27 protein-coding genes and 2 pseudogenes are annotated in these 23438 nt (G+C 36.5%); 16 read left to right on the top strand and 13 right to left on the bottom strand.

All coding sequences use genetic code 11. From position 1 onward, the window contains the following. Positions 1-44: 44 nt before the first annotated feature. Positions 45-941, top strand: coding sequence for a lipoyl synthase (gene lipA / locus RCJ96_RS23190; protein WP_062922604.1), 897 nt, complete (start codon positions 45-47; stop codon positions 939-941). 20 nt (positions 942-961) lie between these two features. Here the strand turns inward: lipA and RCJ96_RS23185 are convergent, their stop codons facing one another. Both RCJ96_RS23185 and RCJ96_RS23180 read right to left on the bottom strand, forming a co-directional pair. Then, on the bottom strand, positions 962-1441 hold the full coding sequence (locus RCJ96_RS23185) for a YbaK/EbsC family protein (RefSeq protein ID WP_270796178.1): 480 nt from the start codon (positions 1439-1441) through the stop codon (positions 962-964). Positions 1442-1515: 74 nt separating this feature from the next. Next, positions 1516-2070: a histidine phosphatase family protein gene (locus tag RCJ96_RS23180; RefSeq protein WP_416504333.1), complete on the bottom strand. Its 555-nt coding sequence runs from the start codon at positions 2068-2070 to the stop codon at positions 1516-1518. 103 nt (positions 2071-2173) lie between these two features. On the opposite strand from RCJ96_RS23180, the pseudogene RCJ96_RS23175 reads away from it, so the two are divergent. Continuing rightward, a pseudogene (locus RCJ96_RS23175) lies at positions 2174-2646 on the top strand (hypothetical protein). Positions 2647-2668: 22 nt separating this feature from the next. Here RCJ96_RS23175 and RCJ96_RS23170 read toward each other — a convergent pair. Beyond that, entirely contained in the window at positions 2669-3484 is an 816-nt protein-coding gene (locus tag RCJ96_RS23170; RefSeq protein ID WP_270796180.1) for a YhfC family intramembrane metalloprotease, read from the bottom strand. Positions 3485-3569: 85 nt separating this feature from the next. Here RCJ96_RS23170 and RCJ96_RS23165 point away from each other — a divergent pair, with 85 nt between their 5' ends. Then, positions 3570-4301 (top strand): MerR family transcriptional regulator, encoded by a 732-nt coding sequence (locus tag RCJ96_RS23165; RefSeq protein WP_074606410.1) that lies wholly within the window; start codon positions 3570-3572, stop codon positions 4299-4301. 38 nt (positions 4302-4339) lie between these two features. On the opposite strand, the gene RCJ96_RS23160 is transcribed toward RCJ96_RS23165, so the two are convergent. Continuing rightward, a complete protein-coding gene (locus RCJ96_RS23160) occupies positions 4340-4918 on the bottom strand; it encodes a YhcN/YlaJ family sporulation lipoprotein (protein ID WP_087968577.1) in 579 nt (192 codons plus the stop codon). 118 nt (positions 4919-5036) lie between these two features. Here RCJ96_RS23160 and RCJ96_RS23155 point away from each other — a divergent pair, with 118 nt between their 5' ends. After that, positions 5037-5339, top strand: coding sequence for a YutD family protein (locus RCJ96_RS23155; protein ID WP_000435941.1), 303 nt, complete (start codon positions 5037-5039; stop codon positions 5337-5339). Positions 5340-5384: 45 nt separating this feature from the next. Here the strand turns inward: RCJ96_RS23155 and RCJ96_RS23150 are convergent, their stop codons facing one another. The 3 genes from RCJ96_RS23150 to glpX all read right to left on the bottom strand — a co-directional run bounded on the left by RCJ96_RS23150 (position 5385) and on the right by glpX (position 7510). Further along, positions 5385-5882 (bottom strand): cytoplasmic protein, encoded by a 498-nt coding sequence (locus RCJ96_RS23150; protein WP_242304757.1) that lies wholly within the window; start codon positions 5880-5882, stop codon positions 5385-5387. Positions 5883-6254: 372 nt separating this feature from the next. Next, positions 6255-6521: a DUF3055 domain-containing protein gene (locus RCJ96_RS23145; RefSeq protein WP_000392606.1), complete on the bottom strand. Its 267-nt coding sequence runs from the start codon at positions 6519-6521 to the stop codon at positions 6255-6257. A gap of 17 nt (positions 6522-6538) precedes the next feature. After that, a complete protein-coding gene (glpX, locus tag RCJ96_RS23140) occupies positions 6539-7510 on the bottom strand; it encodes a class II fructose-bisphosphatase (RefSeq protein WP_033696597.1) in 972 nt (323 codons plus the stop codon). Between the two features lie 147 nt (positions 7511-7657). Here glpX and RCJ96_RS23135 point away from each other — a divergent pair, with 147 nt between their 5' ends. From RCJ96_RS23135 to RCJ96_RS23125, 3 genes are all read left to right on the top strand, one after another. Continuing rightward, on the top strand, positions 7658-8098 hold the full coding sequence (locus RCJ96_RS23135; RefSeq protein ID WP_000274014.1) for a DUF86 domain-containing protein: 441 nt from the start codon (positions 7658-7660) through the stop codon (positions 8096-8098). A 70-nt stretch (positions 8099-8168) separates the two neighbouring features. Next, complete coding sequence (locus tag RCJ96_RS23130) at positions 8169-8801, top strand: helix-turn-helix transcriptional regulator (protein WP_000503356.1); 633 nt, start codon at positions 8169-8171, stop codon at positions 8799-8801. Between the two features lie 109 nt (positions 8802-8910). Then, complete coding sequence (locus RCJ96_RS23125; RefSeq protein WP_000276467.1) at positions 8911-9675, top strand: TIGR01457 family HAD-type hydrolase; 765 nt, start codon at positions 8911-8913, stop codon at positions 9673-9675. A gap of 166 nt (positions 9676-9841) precedes the next feature. Here the strand turns inward: RCJ96_RS23125 and RCJ96_RS23120 are convergent, their stop codons facing one another. Further along, on the bottom strand, positions 9842-10423 hold the full coding sequence (locus RCJ96_RS23120) for an NAD(P)H-dependent oxidoreductase (RefSeq protein WP_416504334.1): 582 nt from the start codon (positions 10421-10423) through the stop codon (positions 9842-9844). 201 nt (positions 10424-10624) lie between these two features. Between RCJ96_RS23120 and RCJ96_RS23115 the strand changes: the two genes are divergently transcribed. From RCJ96_RS23115 to RCJ96_RS23105, 3 genes are all read left to right on the top strand, one after another. After that, positions 10625-11413, top strand: coding sequence for an ABC transporter ATP-binding protein (locus tag RCJ96_RS23115; RefSeq protein WP_074606402.1), 789 nt, complete (start codon positions 10625-10627; stop codon positions 11411-11413). Further along, a complete protein-coding gene (locus tag RCJ96_RS23110) occupies positions 11397-13970 on the top strand; it encodes an FtsX-like permease family protein (RefSeq protein WP_446699863.1) in 2574 nt (857 codons plus the stop codon). Before RCJ96_RS23115 ends, RCJ96_RS23110 begins: the two co-directional genes overlap by 17 nt. 502 nt (positions 13971-14472) lie before the next feature. Then, positions 14473-14952, top strand: a complete 480-nt coding sequence (locus RCJ96_RS23105) for a GNAT family N-acetyltransferase (RefSeq protein ID WP_074606398.1) — start codon at positions 14473-14475, stop codon at positions 14950-14952. A gap of 20 nt (positions 14953-14972) precedes the next feature. Here the strand turns inward: RCJ96_RS23105 and RCJ96_RS23100 are convergent, their stop codons facing one another. Continuing rightward, complete coding sequence (locus RCJ96_RS23100; RefSeq protein ID WP_000665103.1) at positions 14973-15464, bottom strand: phosphatidylglycerophosphatase A family protein; 492 nt, start codon at positions 15462-15464, stop codon at positions 14973-14975. A 120-nt stretch (positions 15465-15584) separates the two neighbouring features. Here RCJ96_RS23100 and yutH point away from each other — a divergent pair, with 120 nt between their 5' ends. Further along, entirely contained in the window at positions 15585-16586 is a 1002-nt protein-coding gene (gene yutH, locus RCJ96_RS23095; protein ID WP_000581272.1) for a spore coat putative kinase YutH, read from the top strand. Positions 16587-16647: 61 nt separating this feature from the next. On the opposite strand, the gene RCJ96_RS23090 is transcribed toward yutH, so the two are convergent. Next, positions 16648-16863, bottom strand: coding sequence for a hypothetical protein (locus tag RCJ96_RS23090; RefSeq protein ID WP_001125488.1), 216 nt, complete (start codon positions 16861-16863; stop codon positions 16648-16650). Positions 16864-17294: 431 nt separating this feature from the next. Next, on the bottom strand, positions 17295-17531 hold the full coding sequence (locus RCJ96_RS23085) for a NifU family protein (RefSeq protein ID WP_000431159.1): 237 nt from the start codon (positions 17529-17531) through the stop codon (positions 17295-17297). A 206-nt stretch (positions 17532-17737) separates the two neighbouring features. Between RCJ96_RS23085 and RCJ96_RS23080 the strand changes: the two genes are divergently transcribed. The 4 genes from RCJ96_RS23080 to RCJ96_RS23065 all read left to right on the top strand — a co-directional run bounded on the left by RCJ96_RS23080 (position 17738) and on the right by RCJ96_RS23065 (position 20451). Then, positions 17738-18046, top strand: coding sequence for a DUF1462 family protein (locus tag RCJ96_RS23080; RefSeq protein WP_000248594.1), 309 nt, complete (start codon positions 17738-17740; stop codon positions 18044-18046). Between the two features lie 52 nt (positions 18047-18098). Continuing rightward, positions 18099-18893, top strand: a complete 795-nt coding sequence (locus tag RCJ96_RS23075; protein WP_416504336.1) for a nucleotidyltransferase domain-containing protein — start codon at positions 18099-18101, stop codon at positions 18891-18893. Between the two features lie 98 nt (positions 18894-18991). Then, positions 18992-19669, top strand: coding sequence for a CPBP family intramembrane glutamic endopeptidase (locus RCJ96_RS23070; protein ID WP_416504337.1), 678 nt, complete (start codon positions 18992-18994; stop codon positions 19667-19669). 113 nt (positions 19670-19782) lie between these two features. After that, positions 19783-20451 carry a hypothetical protein gene (locus RCJ96_RS23065; RefSeq protein ID WP_353822469.1) on the top strand — a complete coding sequence of 223 codons (669 nt, stop codon included), beginning with the start codon at positions 19783-19785 and terminating at the stop codon, positions 20449-20451. 51 nt (positions 20452-20502) lie between these two features. Here the strand turns inward: RCJ96_RS23065 and RCJ96_RS23060 are convergent. Both RCJ96_RS23060 and RCJ96_RS23055 read right to left on the bottom strand, forming a co-directional pair. Continuing rightward, a pseudogene (locus RCJ96_RS23060) lies at positions 20503-21111 on the bottom strand (DUF4304 domain-containing protein). A 24-nt stretch (positions 21112-21135) separates the two neighbouring features. Next, positions 21136-21606: an SMI1/KNR4 family protein gene (locus RCJ96_RS23055; RefSeq protein WP_416504338.1), complete on the bottom strand. Its 471-nt coding sequence runs from the start codon at positions 21604-21606 to the stop codon at positions 21136-21138. Positions 21607-21692: 86 nt separating this feature from the next. On the opposite strand from RCJ96_RS23055, the gene RCJ96_RS23050 reads away from it, so the two are divergent. Beyond that, on the top strand, positions 21693-23351 hold the full coding sequence (locus RCJ96_RS23050) for an outer membrane protein assembly factor BamB family protein (RefSeq protein WP_416504339.1): 1659 nt from the start codon (positions 21693-21695) through the stop codon (positions 23349-23351). Positions 23352-23438 lie beyond the last annotated feature (87 nt).

Genomic DNA, 23438 nt, shown 5'->3' with positions numbered 1-23438 from the left:
AGCGAACACGGTAAACTATTTCATATTGTGCGGAGTTGATAACCATGACAAAACAAACAGAATATAAGCGCAAGCCCGAATGGTTGAAAATTAAGTTAAACACGAATGAAAACTATACAGGCTTAAAGAAAATGATGCGTTCTAAGAATCTTCATACAGTTTGTGAAGAAGCGAAATGTCCGAATATTCATGAATGCTGGGCTGTAAGAAAAACAGCAACATTTATGATTTTAGGAGCAGTATGTACACGTGCTTGTCGTTTCTGTGCGGTTAAAACAGGCTTACCAACAGAGCTTGATTTACAAGAGCCAGAACGCGTAGCAGATTCTGTAGTACAAATGGGCTTAAAGCACGTTGTTATAACAGCGGTTGCACGTGATGATTTAAAAGACGGGGGAGCAGGTGTTTTTGCTGAAACAGTACGCGCTGTTCGTCGCAAAAATCCATTTACGTCAATTGAAGTATTACCATCTGATATGGGTGGAGTAGAAGAAAACTTAAAAATGTTAATGGATGCAAAACCAGATATTTTAAACCATAACATTGAAACAGTACGTCGATTATCTGACCGAGTTCGCGCTAGAGCAAAATATGATCGTTCATTAGAGTTTTTACGTCGAGCGAAAGAAATGCAGCCTGATATTCCAACTAAATCGAGCATTATGGTGGGCTTAGGTGAAACGAGAGAAGATTTAATTGAAGCAATGGATGACTTACGTGCAAACAATGTGGATATTTTAACTCTTGGACAATACCTACAACCATCTAAGAAGCATTTACCAGTTCTTAAATATTATCCACCAGCAGAATTTGCAGAGCTGAAAGAAATTGCACTTAGCAAAGGCTTTAGCCACTGTGAAGCTGGCCCACTTGTGCGTTCTTCTTACCATGCGGACGAGCAAGTTCGTTCTGCAAAAGAAAAAACAGCAGAAGCAAAATAATGAAAAAAGGGAGCTAACGATTAGCTCTCTTTTTGTTTATACTCCAAAACAGTATTTGAACATGTTAATAAAATCTTTTTTAATTCTTCTGTGGATAATTCAATTGTAAATTCAGGTACACCAGGTGTAATTAAAATTTTATCGTACGTATAAATAGCGCTATCCACAATAATTGTTACATCGTGTGAATACCCGAAAGGAGCGACACATCCCGGCGTGCAACCAGTTTTGTCTCGCAGTTCATCAGGAGAACAGAGAGATAAGCGTTCTCCTGTTAGTTCTTTCATCTCTCCTCTGTTGAGCCTTGTGCCCTCTAACGTGAAAAATACGTAATAATTTCCGGGTTTTGATTTTAAAAATAAGCTTTTACTTGGAGTGCCTTGTAAGCCAAGCCTTTCACGTACGATACGATCTGTTTCATAATCGAGTACTGGTTCGTGTTCGAATTTTTCGTAAGAAGCATTTGTTTTATGTAGTAAAGCAAGTACATCTTCGTACATATGGAGTGATACCCCTTTCTATTGTTAGTACAGTTTCTTCTCGTGGCGTCAACTGAATGTGTTGGAAAGAGATATTACTTGGACGGTGCTTCCCATAATCGTTTTAGGGCATATTGTTCATCGATTGTAATTTCATACATATGAGGATTCGTTAAAGTTCGCCATTCATGAAAGCCGATTGTATGATCAAAATGCCTTAAAATAAGCGTAAGTAAGTTGCCATGTGTAACGAGTAGTGTTGTAGTATGGTTTAATTTTAAAACGTCTTGGATAAGCGATATAGCACGGTCCGTTGCTTGTTTTGTTGACTCTCCGCCTGAAAAGGCAATATCTATATTTGTAAAAGTAGATTCTAGTTTTTGCATCCAATCGTCCATTGGAACGTCACTTAATATGCGTTCAGCTAGTCGTTCATCTTTTTGGATAGACAAGTTAGCTTGGAGCGCATAGGGCCGAATAGAATCGATAGCACGCACAAATGGGCTTGAAATAATATGATCTATTTGTAGATGGTGCTCTAAGAGGAATGTAGCAAGGGTGTTTGCTTGGTTTTTCCCATCGGTCGTTAATTCGGCATCACGTTCTTGGCCAGTTGCTGAACAATGTCGTATTACAATGATTTTCTTCATAATTCATCCCCATCTTTCAAGTTGACGCTATATACTTCGACAAATGTGGAAAATATTCCTTTTTATTGGAAATGGCATATTGATTGAAATATGTGGAAAAGTAATGTGGATAATAAAAATTGAGGTGCAATGATGAAAAAAATGATATGTATTGTATTCATGATTTGTTTTCTCTCGCAACTGTCCACAACATATGCACAATCCAATCAAAAGGTAGATTATCCAAGCAATCGAAATAAGTCATTTGTGAGTGAGCGTGTGTTTTACGAACAATTAGATAAGAAAATTTATAAAGAATACAATAATGCAGCGTATAGTGTTCGAAAAAAGATTTTATTTAAAGAAGTACCCGACGAAGAGTTTTCCTTTCTACAAAAAACAGCCGCGGGTTGTCGGGGGGAAGTGGTGCTTCAAGATTTTTTCGTTCACCCTGATCGCCAAGTTTATTTTTTCGCTTCCTTTTCTCAAAATGAAGTAGAAGAGTTACATAAGTACATTGTTATAGATGCAGAAACAAAAAGGGAGCTGCGAGCAGGTAAAAGTTATCATCATTGTGGTAATCCATACAAAAAATAACCCACCAATTGGCGGGTTATTTTTATTCCGGTACACGTATTAATTTCTCTTTCATTTTACGAATAAGAATGATAGCACCAATTGTGAAGAGAAGGGTAATTCCTTCTGCAACAAAGATGTTAATTGTTTTCGTTTGGTAAAGTGCTGCGAAGAAATCTACGAATGCATGGAATAGTATAGCGTACACAAGGAAGATATATTTCTTCTGTTTTACTGCGTATAAAACAAGCATTGTAAAGGCGATCTGAAGTACGAGTGCCATAATTCTTTCTAAGCTACCAAGGAAATATAAGTAGGCAGGTTGCTGAATTAACATGTCTTGTAGGCGGCTTAGTTCTGGCATTTTTTCGACCATCTGGGCGAAGCTACCGTTGTTAATTGAATTCGCAAATATAAGTGCTTGGAATGCAGAGAATCCGCCAACTAAAATGGATTCAATTCCGCCGTGACCGATTCCGTAAGCGAAGCCATCTTTATATTCTTGATATTTTTTTAGTAGGAAGAAGAAGGCAACGAAGCGTCCTAATTCTTCAAAAATACCAGCAGTAAGTCCGCCATACAGTGCGAAAACAAATGGATTTTCTAAAATTGGAGCGATTGCTGGATTACCGCGCATAAATAGGTGGAATGGTGTTTCGAGAATTTGGGTAAATCCGATAAAGATAAGAACACCAACACCGACTACTTTCCAATTTATATTATATTTTTTACGGAAATAAACGAGTACAATAATTGGGACCAGAATCGAGACAATGAGTTGAAAGATGATGCTGGCAATTACAGTATTTGAAACCATATTTTCACCGCTTTCTAATATATGTACATATCTATTATGCATGAAATATTTTATAAAGAAAATGAATTTACTTATTGACTCTAACGTTGCGTCATACTTTATCGTATGTATTAAGGGGGAGATACACATGGCAATGAAGGTAAAAGAAGTAGCTAATTTAGTTGGAATTAGTGTGCGCACACTGCATCATTACGATGAAATTGGGTTGTTAATCCCAGACGAGACGACAGAGTCTGGATATCGTCTGTATTCCAATGAAAATTTAGAGACGTTGCAGCAAATTTTATTTTTTAAAGAATTAGGCTTCCCTTTGAAGAAAATTAAAGAAATTATCATGAGTCCATCATTTGACCGGGAAGAAGCATTGCAGCTTCATAAGAAAATGCTTCTTGAAAAGCGGGCTAGGTTAGATAAAGTGATTGCGACGATTGATAAAACAATTCAGCATACAAAAGGAGAGATTGAAATGACGAATAAAGAGAAATTTGAAGGCTTCGATTTCAGCCATAATCCGTACGAAGAAGAAGCGCGTGAAAGATGGGGAGACGCAGCTGTAGATAAAGCGAATGAATATGCGAAAGGTATGTCTAAAGAAAACCAAGAAGAGTTTAATACGATTTACAGAAACTTAGCGGCGCTTAGACACGGAGCACCAGATTCTAAAGAGGCACAAGAAGCAATTGGAGTATGGTACAATTACTTGCAAAAATTCGGTGAATATTCATTAGATGCTTTTAAAGGACTTGGTCAAATGTACGTCGCTGATGAGCGCTTTACGAAAAATATCGATAAGTTTGGTGAAGGATTAGCTCAGTTTATGTGTGATGCGATGGAAGTTTATGCGGATCGTAAGAAATAGTGAAAAAGTAAAACAGGTGGAGTTTTTCTCCACCTGTTTTACTTTTTAATCATATTATTCAAAGTTTGATTCTCTGTATTATTCAAATGAGGATTTTTGCTCATTTCGCGCTTTAACATATCGAGGCTTTGCGTATATTCTGTATCATTTAATGCGCCAGATTGAAGCCCTTGAATTTGAGAAATCAACTTTTGGTCTGTTGATACATATGCTTTATAATAACGAGGGACGATGGACAAAGCAGCTCTATATACTTGATCCGCTACGAGTTTCGGATCCGTTGTGTTTGCACGGTATACAACAAATACTTCATCGTCTGTAACGAGCGTAGCAGCGTTTGTAACGTCAGGAAGTTTGACTGTCATACTTGTAATCATTTCAGCGACTTTCTCACGGTTAATGGCTCCTACTTGTTTATTAGATACTTCATGCTTTTGTTTAGATGAATAGCCGACTCTCGTTAATCGTGTATTTGTATTTTCCGTATGATACATGTCGTTTTTGTTGGAAACAAGAACACGACTTCCTTCTTCACGTTCCATTTCGGCTTTATTCGTTGATTGGCAGCCTGCAAATAAGGAAAGAGTGAGAAGAGAAAGTATAATTTGTTTTTTCACGATGTATCACCTCCTTCTCCATAGCATGCACTAATTTTCAATTTTTTGTATTTGAAATTGTTGGTTGGTATGCTTTGTGATACGATAAAAAGAAGAATGCTTAGAGAGGAAGTTAATGATGGAGCAAAAGCAGGAGATTCATGCTACGGTGAGCATTAATAATGTGCAGTACGAAGTAATTAAAAACTTTCGTGACGGTTTTAGTGAAGAAGCATTTAAAGAGCGCTATGCAGAAATTTTAAATAAATATGATTACATTGTTGGGGACTGGGGTTATGAGCAACTTAGATTGCGCGGATTCTTTGATGATAGTAACCAGCGTGCGACATATGATACGAAAATTAGTACGTTATCGGAGTATTTATACGAGTACTGTAACTTCGGTTGTGCACATTTCGTATTACGAAAAGTGAAGAAATAAAAAAATCCTCTTACGATTGTAAGAGGATTTTTTGCATATTCTCATTTATAAACAAATCGAGATACGATCGCCTTCAGAAAGTATTGTATTTGGTTTCATTTGTTGCCCGTTCAATTGAATATCCCCGTTTTTAATTTTATCCACAATGAGTGTACGGCTCCAATCTGAAATATATGTGGATAAAGCTTTATCCATCCGGTGGGAACCGAAAACGAGGTCTAATACAATCGTAATTTCAGCTATGCCACTTTCTTTATGCTGTGTAATGGAAATAGTAGTAGTTGTTTCCGTTTGATCTTGCTGCGTCATATCAACTGTTTCAACGTGGTCAGTAAATGATTTATAAATACGCAATTTTTGATTCCACGTATGATCTTTCGGACATTTATAAATAGCAAAGCGATATATGTTTTTTCCGTTGGCGTTATGCCTACGAATATTTGTGTCGGTAAATAGGGTAGTGCGTCTGCAATTTTTACAATACTTTTCGATTGTGTTTTGCTCGTTTTCATATAAACTCCAAGAAAGTTGTACTTTCTGCATTTTCCTTCACCTCTTATAGTAGTGGTAAAGGAACGTAATACAGCTATTTGGATGTCTTGTAGTATGAAGACAGGAGAAATAGATAAAAATAAAAGGAGATTCCCCAAAGAGGAACCTCCGTAAACATCATACTACAGATGCGTTACGCTCCTTTGTAATGGGAATGGGCAGACTACTCCCTTGAAAAAGCGTGGTGCTTTTTTGAGAGTAATGCTATCCAATTGCTGGTCCATTACAAAGTAAATGTTGGCATACGTAGATAACGTCCTTTCTATCCAAATAGATTTATTCTTCATTATAACATGAATATTTGAAAATTCAAAATACTTAAAGCGAAAAAACACCAGCTAAAAAGCTGGTGCCTAAGATAAATTATATAAGTTCAAATAAAAATGAGCGTAGTTCTTCTGCAATTTCTTCAGTCATAGAAAATGCGTGCTCTAAGTAGCCTGGTTCGTTTAAATCGTCGGCGCCGATGATTGCAAATTTATTACGCTGCATATCAAGGACAATTGTTTTACCGTAATGACGATCGGAGTATAGTAGCGCTAAATCATGACGCTCATTTTCTCCCATAAAGCTAACGAAACGAGTTTTTGTAGCGACAGTGTCGTCGTACAGAAAGAAACGTTCTTCCATACACATGGCTCCTTTTATTAAATATCTAAGTTTAAGTGTGGCTTATGATCTAAATGGTGATGCGTTTTAATGAATCGTACCGTTCTTGTTTTGTAACGCATTACGATAGAGTATGTTTCAGCTAAATCTCCGCCTAGGAATTTCACGCCGTCTAATAACTCACCAGCAGATACACCAGTTGCTGAGAAGATTGCATCATCACCAGATACTAAATCGTCTAACATAAGAAGTTGACGAGGATCTTCTAATCCCATTTCACGACAACGAGCTTCTTCTTCTTTGTTCATTGGAACTAAGCGAGCTTGCATTTCACCTTCAAGGCATTTTAATGCTGCTGCAGAAATAACGCCTTCTGGAGCTCCGCCAATACCTACGAATAAGTCGATACCAGTTCCAGGTAGTGCTGTTGCGATTGACGCACCAACATCACCGTCACCAAATAATTTTACGCGTGCACCTTTTGCACGAACACGATCGATAATATCTTGATGACGTTCACGTTCTTGAACGATAACTGTTAGATCGCGAATCTTTTTATTGTTAGCTTCCGCTACAATTTCAATTGTTTTTTCAATTGGATCATCTAAGCTAATTTTACCAGCTGCTTTTGGACCAACCGCGATTTTTTCCATGTACATATCAGGAGCATGAAGAAGGTTTCCTTTATCTGCGATTGCGATAACTGCCATTGCATTTGCAAGACCTTTTGCAACGATGTTTGTACCTTCTAATGGGTCAACGGCGATATCTACTTCTGGACCGTTACCTGTTCCTAGTTCTTCACCAATATATAACATCGGTGCTTCATCAAGTTCTCCTTCACCAATTACAACTGTACCTGCCATGTTTACTGAATCGAACATATCACGCATTGCTGTAGTTGCTGCATCATCTGCTTCGTTTTTCTTTCCGCGGCCCATCCACTGTGCGGATGCTAATGCTGCTGCTTCTGTTACACGGACAATTTCTAGTGCGAGTTCACGTTCCAAGATTCCATTCCTCCAATTTCAAAAATCATACAAATATAACTATAACAAATTACGGGGAAAAGGTGAATTCGAAAAATTGTCGATTTTTTCAGAAGAAAGCGTTACAATTAAAATGTAAATGCTTTAATTTCCAGGTAGGTGACATTCATGTATTTTGTAGACAGAAAGAAAATAGAACAAATGCTAGTATGTTTAGAACGAGCAACAAGTACATTTCAAGAGAAAAAGATATATGAAACCGAGTTTGAATTTTACGCATTAGAACGCATAGCGCATCTAATGATTGATTCTGTATTAGATGTAGGAAATGCGATGATTGATGGATTTATTATGCGCGATCCAGGAAGTTATGAAGATATTATCGATATTTTAATGGACGAGCGAGTGATAAGTGCAGAAGAAGGACAAGGAATGAAAGAAGTGATTCTTCTTCGAAAAATGCTTACGCAAGATTATATTCAAATGAATCATGATGAATTATATAAGACGATTCAAAAACATATTGCGGTGGTAGGGAAATACCCAGCAAATATTCGCAGTTATTTAGAAAAGGAATTAGGACCTGTATCTGCATTTGTACCAGAATAATTATGCTTATAAGATCCCCAGAGAATGCTTTTGGGGGTCTTATATTGTATGTGAGGGAGAAGGGTGAAACATGGGGGAAGCACGTACGACGAAAGATGAAATTGTGCAGTTGTTGAAAGTAAAGGGAGAGCACACCGTAGCGGAACTAGCTGAAGTTTTAGAGATCACAGAAATGGCAATTCGAAGACATTTAAGTAATCTTGAGAAAGATGGTTTCATCTATTCCAAGATGGTAAGGCAACATGTCGGAAGACCAACTTATTTGTATGGATTAAGCGAAAAGGGAGAAGATACATTCCCGAAAGAGTATAAGCAATTTGCGATTGATATGCTAGAAGATTTAGCACGAATGGGCGATGAAAAAATACTTCGTTACGTTTTAAAAGAGAGAACGAAGCGTATGGAAGAACAGTTACAAAAGCGCGTAAGTAATCAAAAGAATTTAGCATATAAAGTGCAAGAGATAGCAGCTATGCAAGAGAAAAATGGTTATATGGTTCAAATTAAGAGAGACGGAGAGAATTCTTTCGTAATTGAAAAGCAAAACTGTCCGTTAAAGGAAATTGCCGAGAGATTCCCGCAAGTGTGTGAAGATGAAAAAGAGATGTATAATCGTTTATTTGCGAACGCAGATGTGAAAACGCTAGCAAACATGTGCGAGGGCGATTGTAGTTGTTCTTACCAAATAAAAGAGAAAAAATGAACGTTATGGGGCGCTTTAAGGTAAAGCGTTTTTTTCTTTTGGAAAAGCGGGTAATATAAGAGTGATATGATAAGGTGAGAACGTTAGCATAGAAGGAGAGACATAATCGATGTATAAAGGTTACTTAATTGACTTAGACGGTACAATGTATCGCGGAGAAGAACAAATTGAAGAAGCAAGCGACTTCGTCAAAGCGTTAGGAGAGCGCGGCATTCCGTATTTATTCGTTACGAATAACTCAACTCGTAAACCAGAACAAGTGGCAGAAAAACTTGTTCGTTTCGATATTCCAGCGAAAGCAGAGCAAGTATTCACAACGAGTATGGCAACAGCAAACTTCATTTACGAACGTAAACAAGACGCAACTGTATATATGATTGGTGAAGAAGGTTTACATGATGCGCTTGTGGAAAAAGGATTTGAACTTGTAGATGAAAATCCTGATTTCGTTGTTGTTGGCTTAGATCGTGACATCACATATGAAAAGTTAGCAAAAGCTTGTCTTGCTGTACGTAACGGCGCAACGTTTATTTCTACAAATGGAGATATTGCCATTCCGACTGAGCGCGGATTATTACCAGGTAACGGTTCATTAACATCAGTTGTAGCAGTATCAACAGGTGTGGATCCGATCTTTATCGGAAAACCAGAATCAATCATTATGGAACAAGCTTTAAAAGTGCTTGGCATAGAAAAAAATGAAGCATTAATGGTTGGGGATAACTATGACACAGACATTTTAGCAGGAATAAATGCTGGCATGCATACGCTTCTTGTCCACACTGGAGTAACAACTGTGGAGAAGTTAACAGAATACGAAGTTCAACCGACGCAAGTTGTGCATAACTTGACGGAGTGGATTGAGAAGATGTAATGAAGAAAGCTGTTCCAAACTTTGGAGCAGCTTTTTTTCTAATATTTGCGGGTAGCCCGATTGGTGTGGGCTAATATTCAGTTGTGATTAGTGTCGGTTTTTGTTGGTAAGTCGATATATTTAGAAAATCGCCGATATAATCTGAGTTGTGCTGATATAATTTTATTTAAAATGCACGACTCACAACATCTTTAACCTCTTCAAGATATTGTTTACGCACACTGTCATCCACAGAAGGAACACTCGTATAGAATGTATGCTCAATTGTTTCAATACCTGTAAATTCAAAAATACCAACATCAGCTGTTTTTTTCATTGCTTCAAACATACCGCCTGCTGTGTATGCCTCTTTCGTATTTCCCATTGTAGATAATAATAATCCTTTTTTACCGCTTAATAACTTCTCGATGCCATTTTCACCGTAAGCATAAGCGAAGCCGTGGCTAAATACACGGTCAACGTATCCTTTTAAAATAGCAGGAAGTCCCGCCCACCAAACTGGGTAAATGAATGTAATGGTATCAGCCCAAGAGATATGCTCTTGCTCTTCTTTAATATCTGCTGGTGTGTTTCCTTGAGAAAATGAGATGAAATCGGAAGCGCCTAATACTGGATTGAAGTTTAATTCATATAGATCGCGAACGCGTACTTCATGACCTTTTTCTTCTAATTCATTTTTTACCGTTTCTAAAATCGCATGGTTGAAGCTTTCTGTATTTGGGTGTGCATAAACGATTACATGTTTCATTGTTATTCCTCCTATTTGTGGATATGTGAATGGTTTTTATGTATTCATGTAACTATTGTGGTTACTTTTCTTGTAAGAGTCAATTTTTTTGCTGTGATAAACAAATGTTAGTATGTGACAAAAAAATACAAAATAGTAGGGATTTTGCATTTCTGAATAGAATATATAGATTGGTAAATAGAGAGAGAAGGGGATATGGGGATGAATATTATTGAAATTGAAAGGTTAGAAAAATCATTTGATATTGGGGATAGTAAAGTCAAAATATTAAAAGGCATTAATCTTCAAATTCAAAAAGGAGATTTCGTTTGTATTATGGGAGCAAGTGGCTCGGGTAAAACGACCTTACTTCAGTTGTTAGGTGGATTAGATATTCCATCGGTAGGTAGTATTCGAGTAGACGGTACAGAGATTTCCACATTAAAAGAAAAAGAGCTCGCTTTATTTAGACGGCATAAAATCGGTTTTATTTTTCAGCAGTTTAATTTGATTCCGGTGTTTAGTGCAGAGGAGAATGTGGGGTTGCCGTTACTGTTAGATAATGTATCGCAAAAGAAGGCAACGGTGACAGCAACTCGTTTATTAGAGCTTGTTGGATTGAAGGGAAAAGAAAAACATTTACCAGCACAGTTATCAGGCGGGCAACAGCAAAGGGTTGCGATAGCAAGAGCTTTTGCAAATGAACCGGCAATTATATTAGCGGATGAGCCAACAGGGGCATTAGATTCGGAAAATAGCAAAAACATAATTGCGGCACTTCGCAATGCGTGTGATGAGTTAGGGAAAACAGCTGTTATTGTAACGCACGACCCGTTCGTAGCGGCTCATGCGGATAAAGTTGTTTTCTTATTAGATGGTGAAGTGATTCATGAACATGCTGAAAGTAAAGGATGGAAATTTCGAAATATCCCGCAACAAGTTACTCATATTCAAGAGATTATGAATCGCCACTTTAAAGTAGGAGGTAAAGGTGATGCAATGGGTAATTAAATATGCGGTAAAATCGATGAAACAAAATTGGCTGCGAAATATGTTGATTGCTCTCGGTGCAGCTTTAGGTGTTATGTTAGCGACGATGTTATTGCTAGGAAATCAATCAGTAGAGAAGAGTGTGAAGGAACAAGTAGTAAGCCGATATGGAGATTATAATTTACAATTTGGCTATATAAAAAACGATATGTATTTAAATAATGAAAGTTTAAAAGGAATAGATGGCTTAGAAAATGCTGAAAAAATATCAAAAGTACTTATACCGTATCCTTTTCCAAATTATAAAGAGCTATCAGGAAAGCCGTCCTATTGGGGTGTTGAGCAAGATTCTCCAGAAATGCATTCTTATAAAATAGTAGAAGGTCGATATCCGAAAGAAGGGGCTGAAGTAGCGCTGACAAAAGGGTATACAGAACGTGAAAATATACGGATAGGAGATACGATTCAGTTGCCATTTCCGCAGCATGGAGAAAAGAATGTGAAAGTCGTCGGCATTTTAAATCCGCCGTTAATGGCAGCAATGGGACATAGTGCTTATTTTCCAATCGATTGGCTTCAAAAAGAATTAAATCTACCAAATCAGTTCAATCTCGTTCAAGTGAAAACAGCCGATGTAAATGTGAAAAGGACGATTGCTCTTGAGGTAAATAAGAAGATAGAAAATATAAAGGTGGATCAACGTACTTATGTCGATAAGGCATTTGAACGACTAAATGTAATGAAGCCTTTAATTTTTAGTTTAGGTGGTATTGCCTTATTTGTAGTAGCCCTTTTAATAATGGGAAGTTTCTTCTTATCTGTCAGAAGTCGATTTAAGCAATGGGCATTATTACGTGCACTCGGTAGTAACCCAAATCAAATTATAGTAGTCGTTTTATTAGAGGCTTTATGTATTGGGGCAATCGGATCACTAGCAGGAGTTATTCTTGGAGCAGGTACGCAAACAATTGCAGCATCATTCATTAACAAATGGGTGAATATTGAGGAAGCAGGGAAAGCATCATTCGCGATTTCAAGTGAGATTTTACTCATTACTTTTTTACTAGGGATTGTTATGTCTATCCTAGGGGCTATTATACCAGCTTTTATGGTTAGAAAGATTCCACCAGTTCAAGCACTCCGCCCAGGTCTTCCTAGTAATGAGAGAAAAGAAAAAAGATGGAGTGCTTTTAGCCTTAGCATTTTAATCATTGGTACTGTTATTGGACTAGCAGGTAGCGTATTAGAGGAGTATATCGGTTTTAATCCAAGTGCGATAGGAGCGCTTTTATTTGCGGTCGGTTTGTTATTTGCGATTCCGTTATTTATTCGCGTGATAGCACCAGTGATTGCAAAACCGATTCAAATGATATTACGAATTGAAACGACGATTAGTAGCCGGAATGTCATTCGTTATCGAAATAAGGCAGCTGTGTCGGTTGCTATACTAGCATTTGGTTTTATGTTAGCACTTGTTGGAACGATGTATGTAAACTCTATGTATGAAGGTATGAAAAAAGGATTACAAAAACATTTACCAGCGGACTTAGTAGTAAGAATTCCAGTAGAGTCGCAAGGAATAGAAACATTACCGTTTAGTTGGATGGAGAAGGTTAAAAAAATTGATGGTGTAGAGGCGAGTGTTGGGAATGCTACTGACTTTACAGCAAAGCTTGTGAATTATGACTTTAAAAAAGCGAATCAAGAATGGTATGAATTTAGGAAAAAAAACAATTTGAACTCTGATTCAATGGAAGTTGTAGGTAATGATATTGTAGCGTATCAGAAAGTAACAAAGGCGAAAGTGATTTCAGGGCAAAGTTTAAGTAAGCCGTTACAAGATGGTGAGGGAGTCATTACGAAGGAAGTGGCTAAAAATTTAGGGCTTCAGTTGCAAGATACGTTTGAAGTACAAGGAAAGGGAAAAGAAAAACAAACGATTAAAGTCGTTTCGATTATTGAGCAAGGATTAAGGTTAAGAGGGTTAGATGTTTTTGTAAATGAACAATGGGCTCGCGATAAGTTTCACGTACAAGGATATGAAGCGATTCAAATTATGACAAATTCTAATCAGTCATTTGAAGCAATTAAGAAGCAAGTAAAAGAAATTACAAAGAATAAAGAGAATATAGAAGTTATAAATAGTCATGATTTATTGAAAGAACAAGAGCAGTTATTATCACAAATGATGATGTTAATTCGCTTGTTAGTTGTAATTGTTTTCATTATTTCTGGTATAGGATTAATGAATGCGATAGTCGCAAGTTTACATGAAAGACGTGCTGAAATTAGTATGATTCGTGCGGTAGGAGCTACCCCAAAGCAAATGAGAAGGATCGTTTTATTAGAGGGAACTTTACTTGGAGCGATAGCTGGTTGCATTGGCATTTTTGGTGGGATTTTGTTTAGTTATATCGTGTTATCAAGCTTAGAGTTAACGGTTATTATTATTCCGTATAATCAAGTTGTCATACTGGCTTTAGCTAGCGTGATGCTTGGAGCGGGGGCAGCATTGATTGCATCATTACAATTAAGAAAGTTCAAATTAAGTGATACTTTAAAAGAGTTATCAGCATAAAAGACTGTTACACACCACTCATACAAAGAACAAAGAAAACAAATAAAATAATGATAATACCAATGCCGAAGTTAAATACGAGAGTACTATCCATATATGTAACCTCCTGATTTGAAAGTAAAAAGCACTCTAGGCAAGAGTGCTTTTTTATTTTGAGTCTACTTCAAAACTTTGAGAAAAGGATTCGTGCATGTAAAGAGTTACATTAGTTTATGTATTGATGCTTTGAAATGAGTAAGTCCTTGTGAGGTATAGAAAAAAAGACACTCCTTTGAGTGTCTTTCAAGATGACAAAATATGCCAATTGCTTGAGTTTGATAAGGCGCTAATATCCGTTTTAACGCCTTTTCTTTGATCAAGAAGTGTAGCAACAGCGATTCAAATAAATTGTACCATTTGTTTCATAGGTGTGCGTATGTAATTATGCATATTTCGATTAGAGGGAAATGAGGCGCTAAAAATGAATGAGTATATATAGAATATTTGATTAGGGGAGAGAAGGATGGATATACATAAGTTAACGGTAGAAGAAGCGAATGAGATAAATACGTGGATGTATGAAGAACCTTATCATTTGTATAGTTTTTCAGGTGAGGAAGAAGTAATAGAAGAATTATTAGATGGGACGTATTATGGTTGTTGTGACGATAAGGGAGAGTTTATCGGCTATTTTTGCTTTGGAGAAAATGCACAAGTGCCAGGGGGAAGAGATGTTCATTTATATGGTGGAGAAGATGTAATTGATATCGGACTTGGCATGAAGCCGGCGTTAACAGGGAAGCGAATGGGGCAAGAATTTTTTCAAGCTGGGATAGCCTTTGCTGTTAAAGAATTTAAGCCGAAAACGTTTCGACTTAGCGTAGCGACATTTAATACAAGAGCGATTACGCTATATAAAAAAATAGGTTTTCAACAAGGTCCTATTTTTTTGAGCCGCGGAAGAGAATTTATGCTCATGGAATACAAAAGACCGTCAGTATGAAACTGACGGTCTTTCATATTTCACTCCGAATGCTCAGCTCTATGTGCTAAACGGCTTGAAGCAGCGGCAGCGATTCCACCAACGATATCGTCAAGGAATGTATGCACCTTTCCAGTTGATTTATCATTTAAGTATTCTAAAATACCAGGTTTTAATTTATCGATATATCCAAAGTTTGTGAAACCGATAGAGCCGTACACATTAACGATAGAAAGTGCGATCACTTCATCAATTCCGTATAAGCCTTCATCACGTTTTACGATATCTTGTAACGGCTCACTTAACATTCCTTTTTCAGCGAGAACATCGAGTTCGATACCAGTAATTAGTGCGTTTTGTACTTCACGTTTTGATAATACACGCTCAACGTTATAACGGCATTCTGACATCTCTAAATTTGGATGATATTTTTTTTGAAGAAAATGAACAAGCTCAGCAATATCGTCAATTGTTACACCGCGTTCTTGTAATAGTTGTAATGCTCTTTCTTGTAGTTGATTTGATTCTTTCATGTTTATCACCTTTTTTTCTTTTTAGTATTTGTATACGTTTCGTTGCTTTATCATGTGCATAGGAATGAAAGGCGAGCACAAGCTCATATATATAAAGAAAAACCATAGGTGGCGACTGCGATGATTCATCATATTTATGAGCATTATCATATGCATGTTAAAGAATTAATCCCCCTTGGCCCCTATAAAAGCTTTTGGATTCGCAACAAAATTTATGTACTTGTTCCAATTGGAGAAATGGAGGAAGAAGTACTTGTAGAGATGAAAAAGCTCAGTGACTATATGAACCAGCAAGGGGATATAACTGTAGCGACTTTCGTTCCGACTATACACGGCTACTATGTAAGTGAGATAGAAGAACAAAATTACTGCTTATTAAAAGGTATGCGCGCGTTAGAACGACATGCTACGTCATTAGGAAGTGAGCTTTCTATATTCCATAAACGAGGTGCATTCTTTCCAGAAGAAATTGAGCAATTAAGCCGCATTGGTGAATGGAAAGCGTTATGGGAAAAAAGGCTCGATCAGTTAGAAAAGTTTTGGCAATCACAAGTAATGAACCACCCTACAGACGTATTCGATCAATTGTTTATTGAATCCTTCCCGTATTACTTAGGAGTTGCGGAAAATGCCATTCAATATGTTGTTGATACAGAAATGGATGACACACCGCAACTAACGGATGCAGCAACAATTTGCCAAGAACGATTCACACCTTTATTATGGCATCAAACGAAGCGTCTCAAACTTCCTTTTGACTGGGTGTATGATCACCCGACTCGAGATATAGCAGAATTAATCCGCTATATGATGATTGAAAAAAAGAAAGACTGGGAGCAAACAATCGTTCAATTTGTTACAGATTATGAACGGAATTATTCGCTATCCTCATTTGGGTGGCGCCTATTATTTGCAAGACTGCTGTTCCCACTTCACTATTTTGAAACAGTCGAACGATATTACCAAACTGGAAACGAAGAACAAAAAAGCATATATAGAGATCGCTTAGAAGCCATTCTACACGATGTGAACCGCTCTGAGCAATTTATGAAGCATTTTTATGGCTCACTCCGTTTACCAGTTGATAAGCTTGGGATTAGAAAATTAGATTGGCTGTCTTAAAAATATAAAAAAGAGACCGATTGAGGTCTCTTTTTTATATACCACAATTGTATGTAATACATTATGCCCCTACTTGTTGATCTGCACATATATTTAAAATGAATTGATGTTGTTCGATTTTTTCATTTACTTTACTCAATAATTCTTGCTGGATTTCTTTAAATAAAAATTGATAGCTCGCATTCCATGTTGGTATAACGGATGAAAGGTCTAATAAATACTCTTTTTTCTTTTCTAGTTCTTGAATTGTTAAAAACGTGTTCCCCATTTTTGGCATGTGTCGTCCCCCTATGTTTTTTACTTTATATGTGTGAACGATTCACTATATAGTATCAATTATCGCATTTTTTGAGAAGGATTTCCAATTTTGTTTTATGATGTTAACGGATAAATGTGATTTGTATAAAAAAAGGAGACCAAATTTGGTCTCCTTTTAGCAAGTGGCTTTGAACGAGCCGCTAGATAATATCTAGCTCTAGCGGCTAAAATGTTCGGTGGCTTCGCTTCTTCCGCCGAGGCAAAAAGCGCCTCTATGTCAGAAGCTTCATCCCCCTCACATTTTGAACGAGCCGCTTCCGCTTTTAATTAATATCTAGCTCCAGCGGCTAGAACAGTCGGCCATTTCGCGCCTTCCTGTGAGGCAAAAAGCGCCTCTTTGTCAGGAGCTCCAATGACCTCCTGTTCTGAACGAGCCGCTTCTGCTTTTAATTAAAATACTTGTTCTACTTCGATAACGCCTGGTACTTCTTCAAGTAATGCGCGCTCGATACCAGCTTTTAGTGTGATTGTAGAACTTGGGCAGCTTCCGCATGCACCCATAAGGCGTAATTTTACGATACCTTCTTCAATGTCTACTAACTCAACGTCTCCGCCATCGCGAAGTAAGAATGGACGTAATTTATCTAATACTTCTAGTACTTGTTCTTGCATATGTGGGTTTTCCATTTTTATCGACTCCTTTCATCAGTTTTATTATAATCAAGATAGAGGGGAAAATCTATTTTTTCTGTTCTTGTTTTATTGCCGAAATTTTTTATCATGTTTACAACGTGTTTTTTCAGTATAGGGGTATGGAATAAGTTTGTAAAATGATGTGCTTATGTAATAAGGTATCTGAATATACTGTTAGAACAAGAAGTGGGGGAGAAGAAATGGTTAATGTGCAAGTGTATGGGACGAAAGTAATTTGTGCGAGCTGCGTTGGAATGCCATCTTCAACAGAAACGTTTGAGTGGTTACAAGCGGCGATTGGTCGTAAATATGAAGGACAAGAAAATAAATTTAATTTCGAGTATATTGATTTTCAAGAAGAACAAGAAGATGAAGAGAAAAAAGCATTCGCAGAGCGCGTAGTGGAGGAAGATTTATTTTATCCGGTCGTTCTTGTAAATGGAGAAATTGTTGGAGAAGGAAATCCTCGTTTGAAGGATGTTTACGAAGAAATCGAGAAATATTTATAAAGCAGGAAGTCTTTGCGAATTTGCAAAGGCTTTTTTTATTGGAGGGATAGATGTGGAGAATGTAGTAAAGCATGCGTTACCGAAAGAAGTAGAGCAGTTGATGGAGCAGTACATAGTAGGGTTAAAAGAAATTTTTTTAGATGAAAAAATAGTCGGGGTATACATTTACGGATCCATCGCACTCGGTGCATTTCATGCAGAAACGAGCGATGTTGATTTTGTTACGGTAATAAGTGATTCCGTGAATGAAGCTGAAAAACAGCAACTGGTAGAACTGCATAAGAAACTTAGTGGTAGTACGTTAGGGAAAAGAATGGATGGTATGTATATTCCGCTTGCTGATTTAGGGAAGTACAATGATGAAATGAATGAGTACGTGTATTGTGCGGATGGTAAGGCGAATATAGGACATTGGGATATTAATGCAGTCACATGGTGGACTTTGAAAAATCAAGGTATTACAGTAATCGGGAAAGAAGCAGAAGAACTTTCATTCCAAATAAGGTGGGATGATGTAGTAAATACGATGAAATACAACGTAGAACAGTATTGGAGTGGGAAGGCGAAGCAGCCATATTTATTCTTTATAGAAGAATGGGTAGAATCAGCGGTTGTTACGATGGGGCGCATTTTATATACACTAAATTATAAAACAATCGTTTCAAAAGATAGAGGATTGCAATACTTATTAGAACGTTCATCGGAAGAATGGGAGCTTTTATTAAAAGAAGTAGCGAGAATACGGCAGAACCCAAAAGAAAAGAGAATGCTCTCAAGGTGGAGAAGGGCAGATATGACGAAGAGGTATTTGCTGCACTTAATTGAGACGTGCAGAGAGAAATGGTAGGGAAGAAAATAGACAATACAGTTGAGTGTATTGTCTTTTTTTACGTTTGATTTGGTATATAATGGTTAAAAAGGTTTAATTATACTGGAGGGGATATGGTGAACACGGAATTAGTTACATATAAAGAAAAGAATGTACAAATGAGTATGCTAGAAGTAATCGGTATGATAGTAATTATTTTTGGGGTAATGTATGGAATTGGTTATTTGAACTTTTTATATGAATTCTCATTATATCCGTGGTATGTAAATCATCTCATTTCACCCTTCACGTTTTGTATGATTATTGTAATGTATGCACCGGCAAGAAATTACTGTGTGCATTTACTAAAATCAATACAATTCAATAACTCAAAACATTATGTAACAATAATAATGACGATGATCGTACTGCTTATATATCTTGCGGTATTAAATTTAGTTTTACCACATGGGCTTCGTGTGGAGGAATCTAATATAGTAATAGAGCCTACTAAAAATGAAATCATTTTATATGTAGTTGTACTCACGATTTTTGCGCCGATTTGGGAAGAGCTTGTATTCCGAGGTATGTTTTTTATGAAATTATCTCAGCGCTTCTCTACACTTAGTAGTGCCGTTATAAGTGCTTTCATATTTACTTTAGGGCATCCCCTTACAGTAGGGAGTATTTTATATATTTTTGGTATAGGGATAAGTTTAGCCTACACCTATAAGAAAACAAACAATTTACTCGTTCCAATTGGAATTCATGTATTAAACAATTCATTTTATTTATTAGTAAATTTTCAACTGTAAAAAAGACGCCTTTTTGAAAGGGCGTCTTTCGTATTATGTAGTAGGTGGGAAAGGCTTTACAAGTATTATGTAGAGGAAAGATAATAGAAAAAATATGTGTGTGGAGGAAGACGATGAGTAAATATAAATTACATATAGATAGAGAACAATTATGGAAAGGCTGCATCTTAAATTCAATTGCAAATGCAATCTTTGTAGCACATGCTCCTGATTTCTCGCATGAAAGTTCATGGGATGGATGTAACTACAGTATGCAAGATAGTCAAGGTGGAAGAGGGACAATTACGTTTCATCCGGATTATACGATTGTATGTCTTCAAGATGTGAATAGTGAGAGAATTGATGAGTGGATTGATGCGAAAAGTTATTTTGAAGGGGCACCTTCGGAAGTAATAGATATTGCGAAAGAAGAAGCACTTCAATATGTATTAGAAGAAGTAGAAGGTGAAACAGTTCCTTTTATTACAACTGCATTTTGGATTGAGGATAGCGGTGCGTATTCAATTGATTCATTTGAAGAGATGGAAGAGCATGGCGGATTCTTATTAGAAATTCCATTACTTGATACAGAATCAGCAATGGAAAGACTAGAAGAAGAGTATGAGCTGACAGAGGAACAAATAGAGCTTGTACAACTTGTATATGAGAGAAAAATCAAAAATCCAAACGAAGAAATTATGTTGTCTAAAGAAGAAGTAGCAATGATCGGAATGGATGATAGTGAAGGATTGAAAGTTAGTAAAGAGTCGTTTGAAGAAATGAATATTACTTGGGCGTTGTAGGAGAAGGATATAAAAGTGTGATAAAGCACTAGTAGAAAGCACAATATGAAATCACATTGCGTTTTCTACTAGTTTTTTCATATACATGTCAACTTCGTGAAAGAATACGGGCTCTTTTTCCTCGGTATTCAGATGTACAGCACATTGCAAATATTGCTGGAAGTAGTGATTAGCTTGCTCGTACTGTTTTAAATTGTAGAAAGAGAAACAAGTAAGAAGCAAAAACGCTTTTTCCTGTAATATTGGAACGACGGCTAGTACTGGAGTAACGGAATGTATATTTATTTTTACTAAATTCTCATAAGATGCTCACACTTGAAACCAGTCGAAAATAGTAGAAAGATAATTCGGAATGTCGATAGTTTCATGTGAAACATTATGCAATAACTGGTTCTGTTTCATATGTATAGGCTCTATTCTCGTTCGCAGAATGCAATCGAATATTGAGATGTTTTCTTTAATTAGTAATTGGTCCGTGATAAGCTGCGGGAGACCGATAGGATGAACTCCTATATGTATATAAAAGTCATCTCCAAATTGACTTTTTTGTATGTTAATGAGTTTATAAAATCCGTTTTCAGCTTTGGAAAATGTGTTTCTTTTTTTCTTAAATCCAAGTGGTTTTAAAGCAGTGTGTAAACTAATAATGAAATCTTGCACTATTGCGTACTCCTTTAGAGAGAATTACTCTTCGTCATAATTGTACGTAGTTAAGTTTTGTAAGAAACTCTCGAAATTAGGTGCTAATTCAATAATTTGCTCAACCTCATTATCAATAAATATAACGGGAGGATTTTCAGCAACATTTCGATAGTCTAATGCAATCCATGTATGTCCGTCCCCAGATAAAAGTACGAGATTCTCAGGCATTCCCCATTCCTGAATGAAATAACGGCTCTCTAAAATACTAGATTCATTTTCATCAAAAGAAATGCCATATAAGCCAGAAACATTAACGTGATCGTCTGCCCAAGAATTCGGCTCTGAAGTAGGATGAGCATCAAGGCGAAGCGTTCCTCCATTTTGTTCTTTTAGAAGGTTTATGTACGATTCTGGAAGCTTTACATTCAGTACTTCTTCTGCTTTTTTGATTAGTTCGTCGTTAATGGGTGCTAGTTTTAAATAATCATCTTCTGTCCAAATTGTAGTCTTCATATTGGATCACCTCAAATAATAGTTTTAAGAATCTTATGTCATATATTATAGTTAGTTTGAATAACGAGCAATAGAGGGAGGAAATAATGAAAAAGTTTCAAATCGAACTAAATAAACTGCCGACAGAAAATACCGGAGAAATAGTAATTAGTATAGATGAGAGTATTGTGTTGCAAGAAAAAACAGACATAGTCGACCCGATTTGTCAGTTGTTTGACGCATGGGGTGAATGTTTTAAAGATGATGGTGCTGTGATTTTTTTAGATGGATATGAAAAAAAGGTAGAGTTTAAGAAGAAGGATGGGGACTTTCTTATTATTAATCAGAGAGGAAAAAAGTTAGCTAGTGTTGTTAGCGAGCAATTTTTACGAGTAATCTTTTCGTTTCTTAAAAAGGAGATAGAGCAGATTTACATAAGTGGAGTTGATTCTTTCCGAATAAAAGATATGTATCATAGAATTTTAGAAATTGAGCCATTTCTTTCTGAACTTGTAAATGGAAATAACGCAATTATGTACCGAACATATCATTCTACAAGTGGTAAGTATGAATTAAACTGGAATTATTTAAAGGGGATAGAGGTTGAACCGATATTTACTCCGGTACTATCTCATGATGAGAAGAGTATCTTTTATGTAGAGGAAAATAACCACAAAATTCGTAAACTCGATAGTGAAACGAAAGAAGAGATTTGGCAGTGTCATATTCCACTAGTAGAAGATTGTAATTGCATAACTGTGAATGGTGTCACAGTTATTTGGCATGCGAATAGATTTGGAGGAAATATTGCGAAATTGTACGCTATTTCATCAAGTTCTGGGGAGTTTCTATGGAATTTAGAAATAGAAGGACATATTATACAAGATGTAAAAACTACGAGGGAAGAATTACCACGTTTATTAGTTATTACACAGGAAGGCTACAATGTTTTATTAGAGCTTGAAAGTGGAGTAAAAGTATGGGAAAAGAATGTTCGAGTCGGAGGAGAAAAATTGCAGTGCCATCTGGGCCCAGATTACTATGTATTAGCAGGGAATCCTTCTGATGAAGATGGGGAAATGGATGTATATAGTAACGCTACAATTGCCATTCAATTATTAGACGCTTCTACACGATGGAAACAAACAATTGAAGAATGTAATCCAAATGAACCAGTTGCTTTAACTAATGAACATTTTATATGTGTAGCAATGGAGGTATTACAAAAGTGGGAATACGGAAAAGAGGGGTGTAACTTAATTTTTGAAAAAGCTCTTGATGAGGCCTGGTATTCTCACATTGCATCAGATGAATCAAAAATAATATTAACAAGAACAGAGTATGGATATGAAGATATAAGTAGACAAATACAATGTTATGATCATAAGAATAGTCAAAAATTATATGAAGTAAATATGCCGTCTGAAATTGAATTGCCTCGATTTCTTATCGGAGAGATGATGGTATTGTCCTTAGGAGAAGGCAGAATTTGTGGTATTAATATTCAAACAGGTAAAGTGCTTTGGAACAATAATACTCTACATGATATTACAGAGGTTTTGTTATATAAAGGTGGAGAAATTTATATTGCAACTTCAAATTTAGAATTGATAATACTTGATGCTGCATGTGGGGAGGTAAAAGATATAATTAAACTGCCTAAAAATGTTGTTGCAATAGATTTTATTGTAGCAATGGAGAAAGTCAATGATGCGTTATTCATTAGTTGCGTAAGTGGAAATATGTTTGAAATAGTAGAAAGCTAATTTGTGAGTTCTCTTAAGTCGAGATGTTTGTTTTAAAATAGTAGTATATATTCACTAAAAAAGATGTATAAAATGATTTTGATGCAT

This window comes from Bacillus sp. BSL6 (assembly GCF_052928345.1).
The sequence above is the reverse complement of the archived record's forward strand: the minus strand, read 5'-3'. Positions and strand labels throughout refer to the sequence as shown.

What these genes read in the sequence shown, in the direction of transcription:
- lipA (WP_062922604.1), top strand. Translation starts at nt 45, where the DNA reads ATGACAAAACAAACAGAATATAAGCGCAAGCCCGAATGGTTGAAAATT.
- RCJ96_RS23185 (WP_270796178.1), bottom strand. Translation starts at nt 1,441, where the DNA reads ATGTACGAAGATGTACTTGCTTTACTACATAAAACAAATGCTTCTTAC.
- RCJ96_RS23180 (WP_416504333.1), bottom strand. Translation starts at nt 2,070, where the DNA reads ATGAAGAAAATCATTGTAATACGACATTGTTCAGCAACTGGCCAAGAA.
- RCJ96_RS23170 (WP_270796180.1), bottom strand. Translation starts at nt 3,484, where the DNA reads ATGCATAATAGATATGTACATATATTAGAAAGCGGTGAAAATATGGTT.
- RCJ96_RS23165 (WP_074606410.1), top strand. Translation starts at nt 3,570, where the DNA reads ATGGCAATGAAGGTAAAAGAAGTAGCTAATTTAGTTGGAATTAGTGTG.
- RCJ96_RS23155 (WP_000435941.1), top strand. Translation starts at nt 5,037, where the DNA reads ATGGAGCAAAAGCAGGAGATTCATGCTACGGTGAGCATTAATAATGTG.
- RCJ96_RS23150 (WP_242304757.1), bottom strand. Translation starts at nt 5,882, where the DNA reads ATGCAGAAAGTACAACTTTCTTGGAGTTTATATGAAAACGAGCAAAAC.
- RCJ96_RS23145 (WP_000392606.1), bottom strand. Translation starts at nt 6,521, where the DNA reads ATGGAAGAACGTTTCTTTCTGTACGACGACACTGTCGCTACAAAAACT.
- RCJ96_RS23135 (WP_000274014.1), top strand. Translation starts at nt 7,658, where the DNA reads ATGTATTTTGTAGACAGAAAGAAAATAGAACAAATGCTAGTATGTTTA.
- RCJ96_RS23130 (WP_000503356.1), top strand. Translation starts at nt 8,169, where the DNA reads ATGGGGGAAGCACGTACGACGAAAGATGAAATTGTGCAGTTGTTGAAA.
- RCJ96_RS23125 (WP_000276467.1), top strand. Translation starts at nt 8,911, where the DNA reads ATGTATAAAGGTTACTTAATTGACTTAGACGGTACAATGTATCGCGGA.
- RCJ96_RS23120 (WP_416504334.1), bottom strand. Translation starts at nt 10,423, where the DNA reads ATGAAACATGTAATCGTTTATGCACACCCAAATACAGAAAGCTTCAAC.
- RCJ96_RS23115 (WP_074606402.1), top strand. Translation starts at nt 10,625, where the DNA reads ATGAATATTATTGAAATTGAAAGGTTAGAAAAATCATTTGATATTGGG.
- RCJ96_RS23110 (WP_446699863.1), top strand. Translation starts at nt 11,397, where the DNA reads ATGCAATGGGTAATTAAATATGCGGTAAAATCGATGAAACAAAATTGG.
- RCJ96_RS23105 (WP_074606398.1), top strand. Translation starts at nt 14,473, where the DNA reads ATGGATATACATAAGTTAACGGTAGAAGAAGCGAATGAGATAAATACG.
- RCJ96_RS23100 (WP_000665103.1), bottom strand. Translation starts at nt 15,464, where the DNA reads ATGAAAGAATCAAATCAACTACAAGAAAGAGCATTACAACTATTACAA.
- yutH (WP_000581272.1), top strand. Translation starts at nt 15,585, where the DNA reads ATGATTCATCATATTTATGAGCATTATCATATGCATGTTAAAGAATTA.
- RCJ96_RS23090 (WP_001125488.1), bottom strand. Translation starts at nt 16,863, where the DNA reads ATGCCAAAAATGGGGAACACGTTTTTAACAATTCAAGAACTAGAAAAG.
- RCJ96_RS23085 (WP_000431159.1), bottom strand. Translation starts at nt 17,531, where the DNA reads ATGGAAAACCCACATATGCAAGAACAAGTACTAGAAGTATTAGATAAA.
- RCJ96_RS23080 (WP_000248594.1), top strand. Translation starts at nt 17,738, where the DNA reads ATGGTTAATGTGCAAGTGTATGGGACGAAAGTAATTTGTGCGAGCTGC.
- RCJ96_RS23065 (WP_353822469.1), top strand. Translation starts at nt 19,783, where the DNA reads ATGAGTAAATATAAATTACATATAGATAGAGAACAATTATGGAAAGGC.
- RCJ96_RS23055 (WP_416504338.1), bottom strand. Translation starts at nt 21,606, where the DNA reads ATGAAGACTACAATTTGGACAGAAGATGATTATTTAAAACTAGCACCC.
- RCJ96_RS23050 (WP_416504339.1), top strand. Translation starts at nt 21,693, where the DNA reads ATGAAAAAGTTTCAAATCGAACTAAATAAACTGCCGACAGAAAATACC.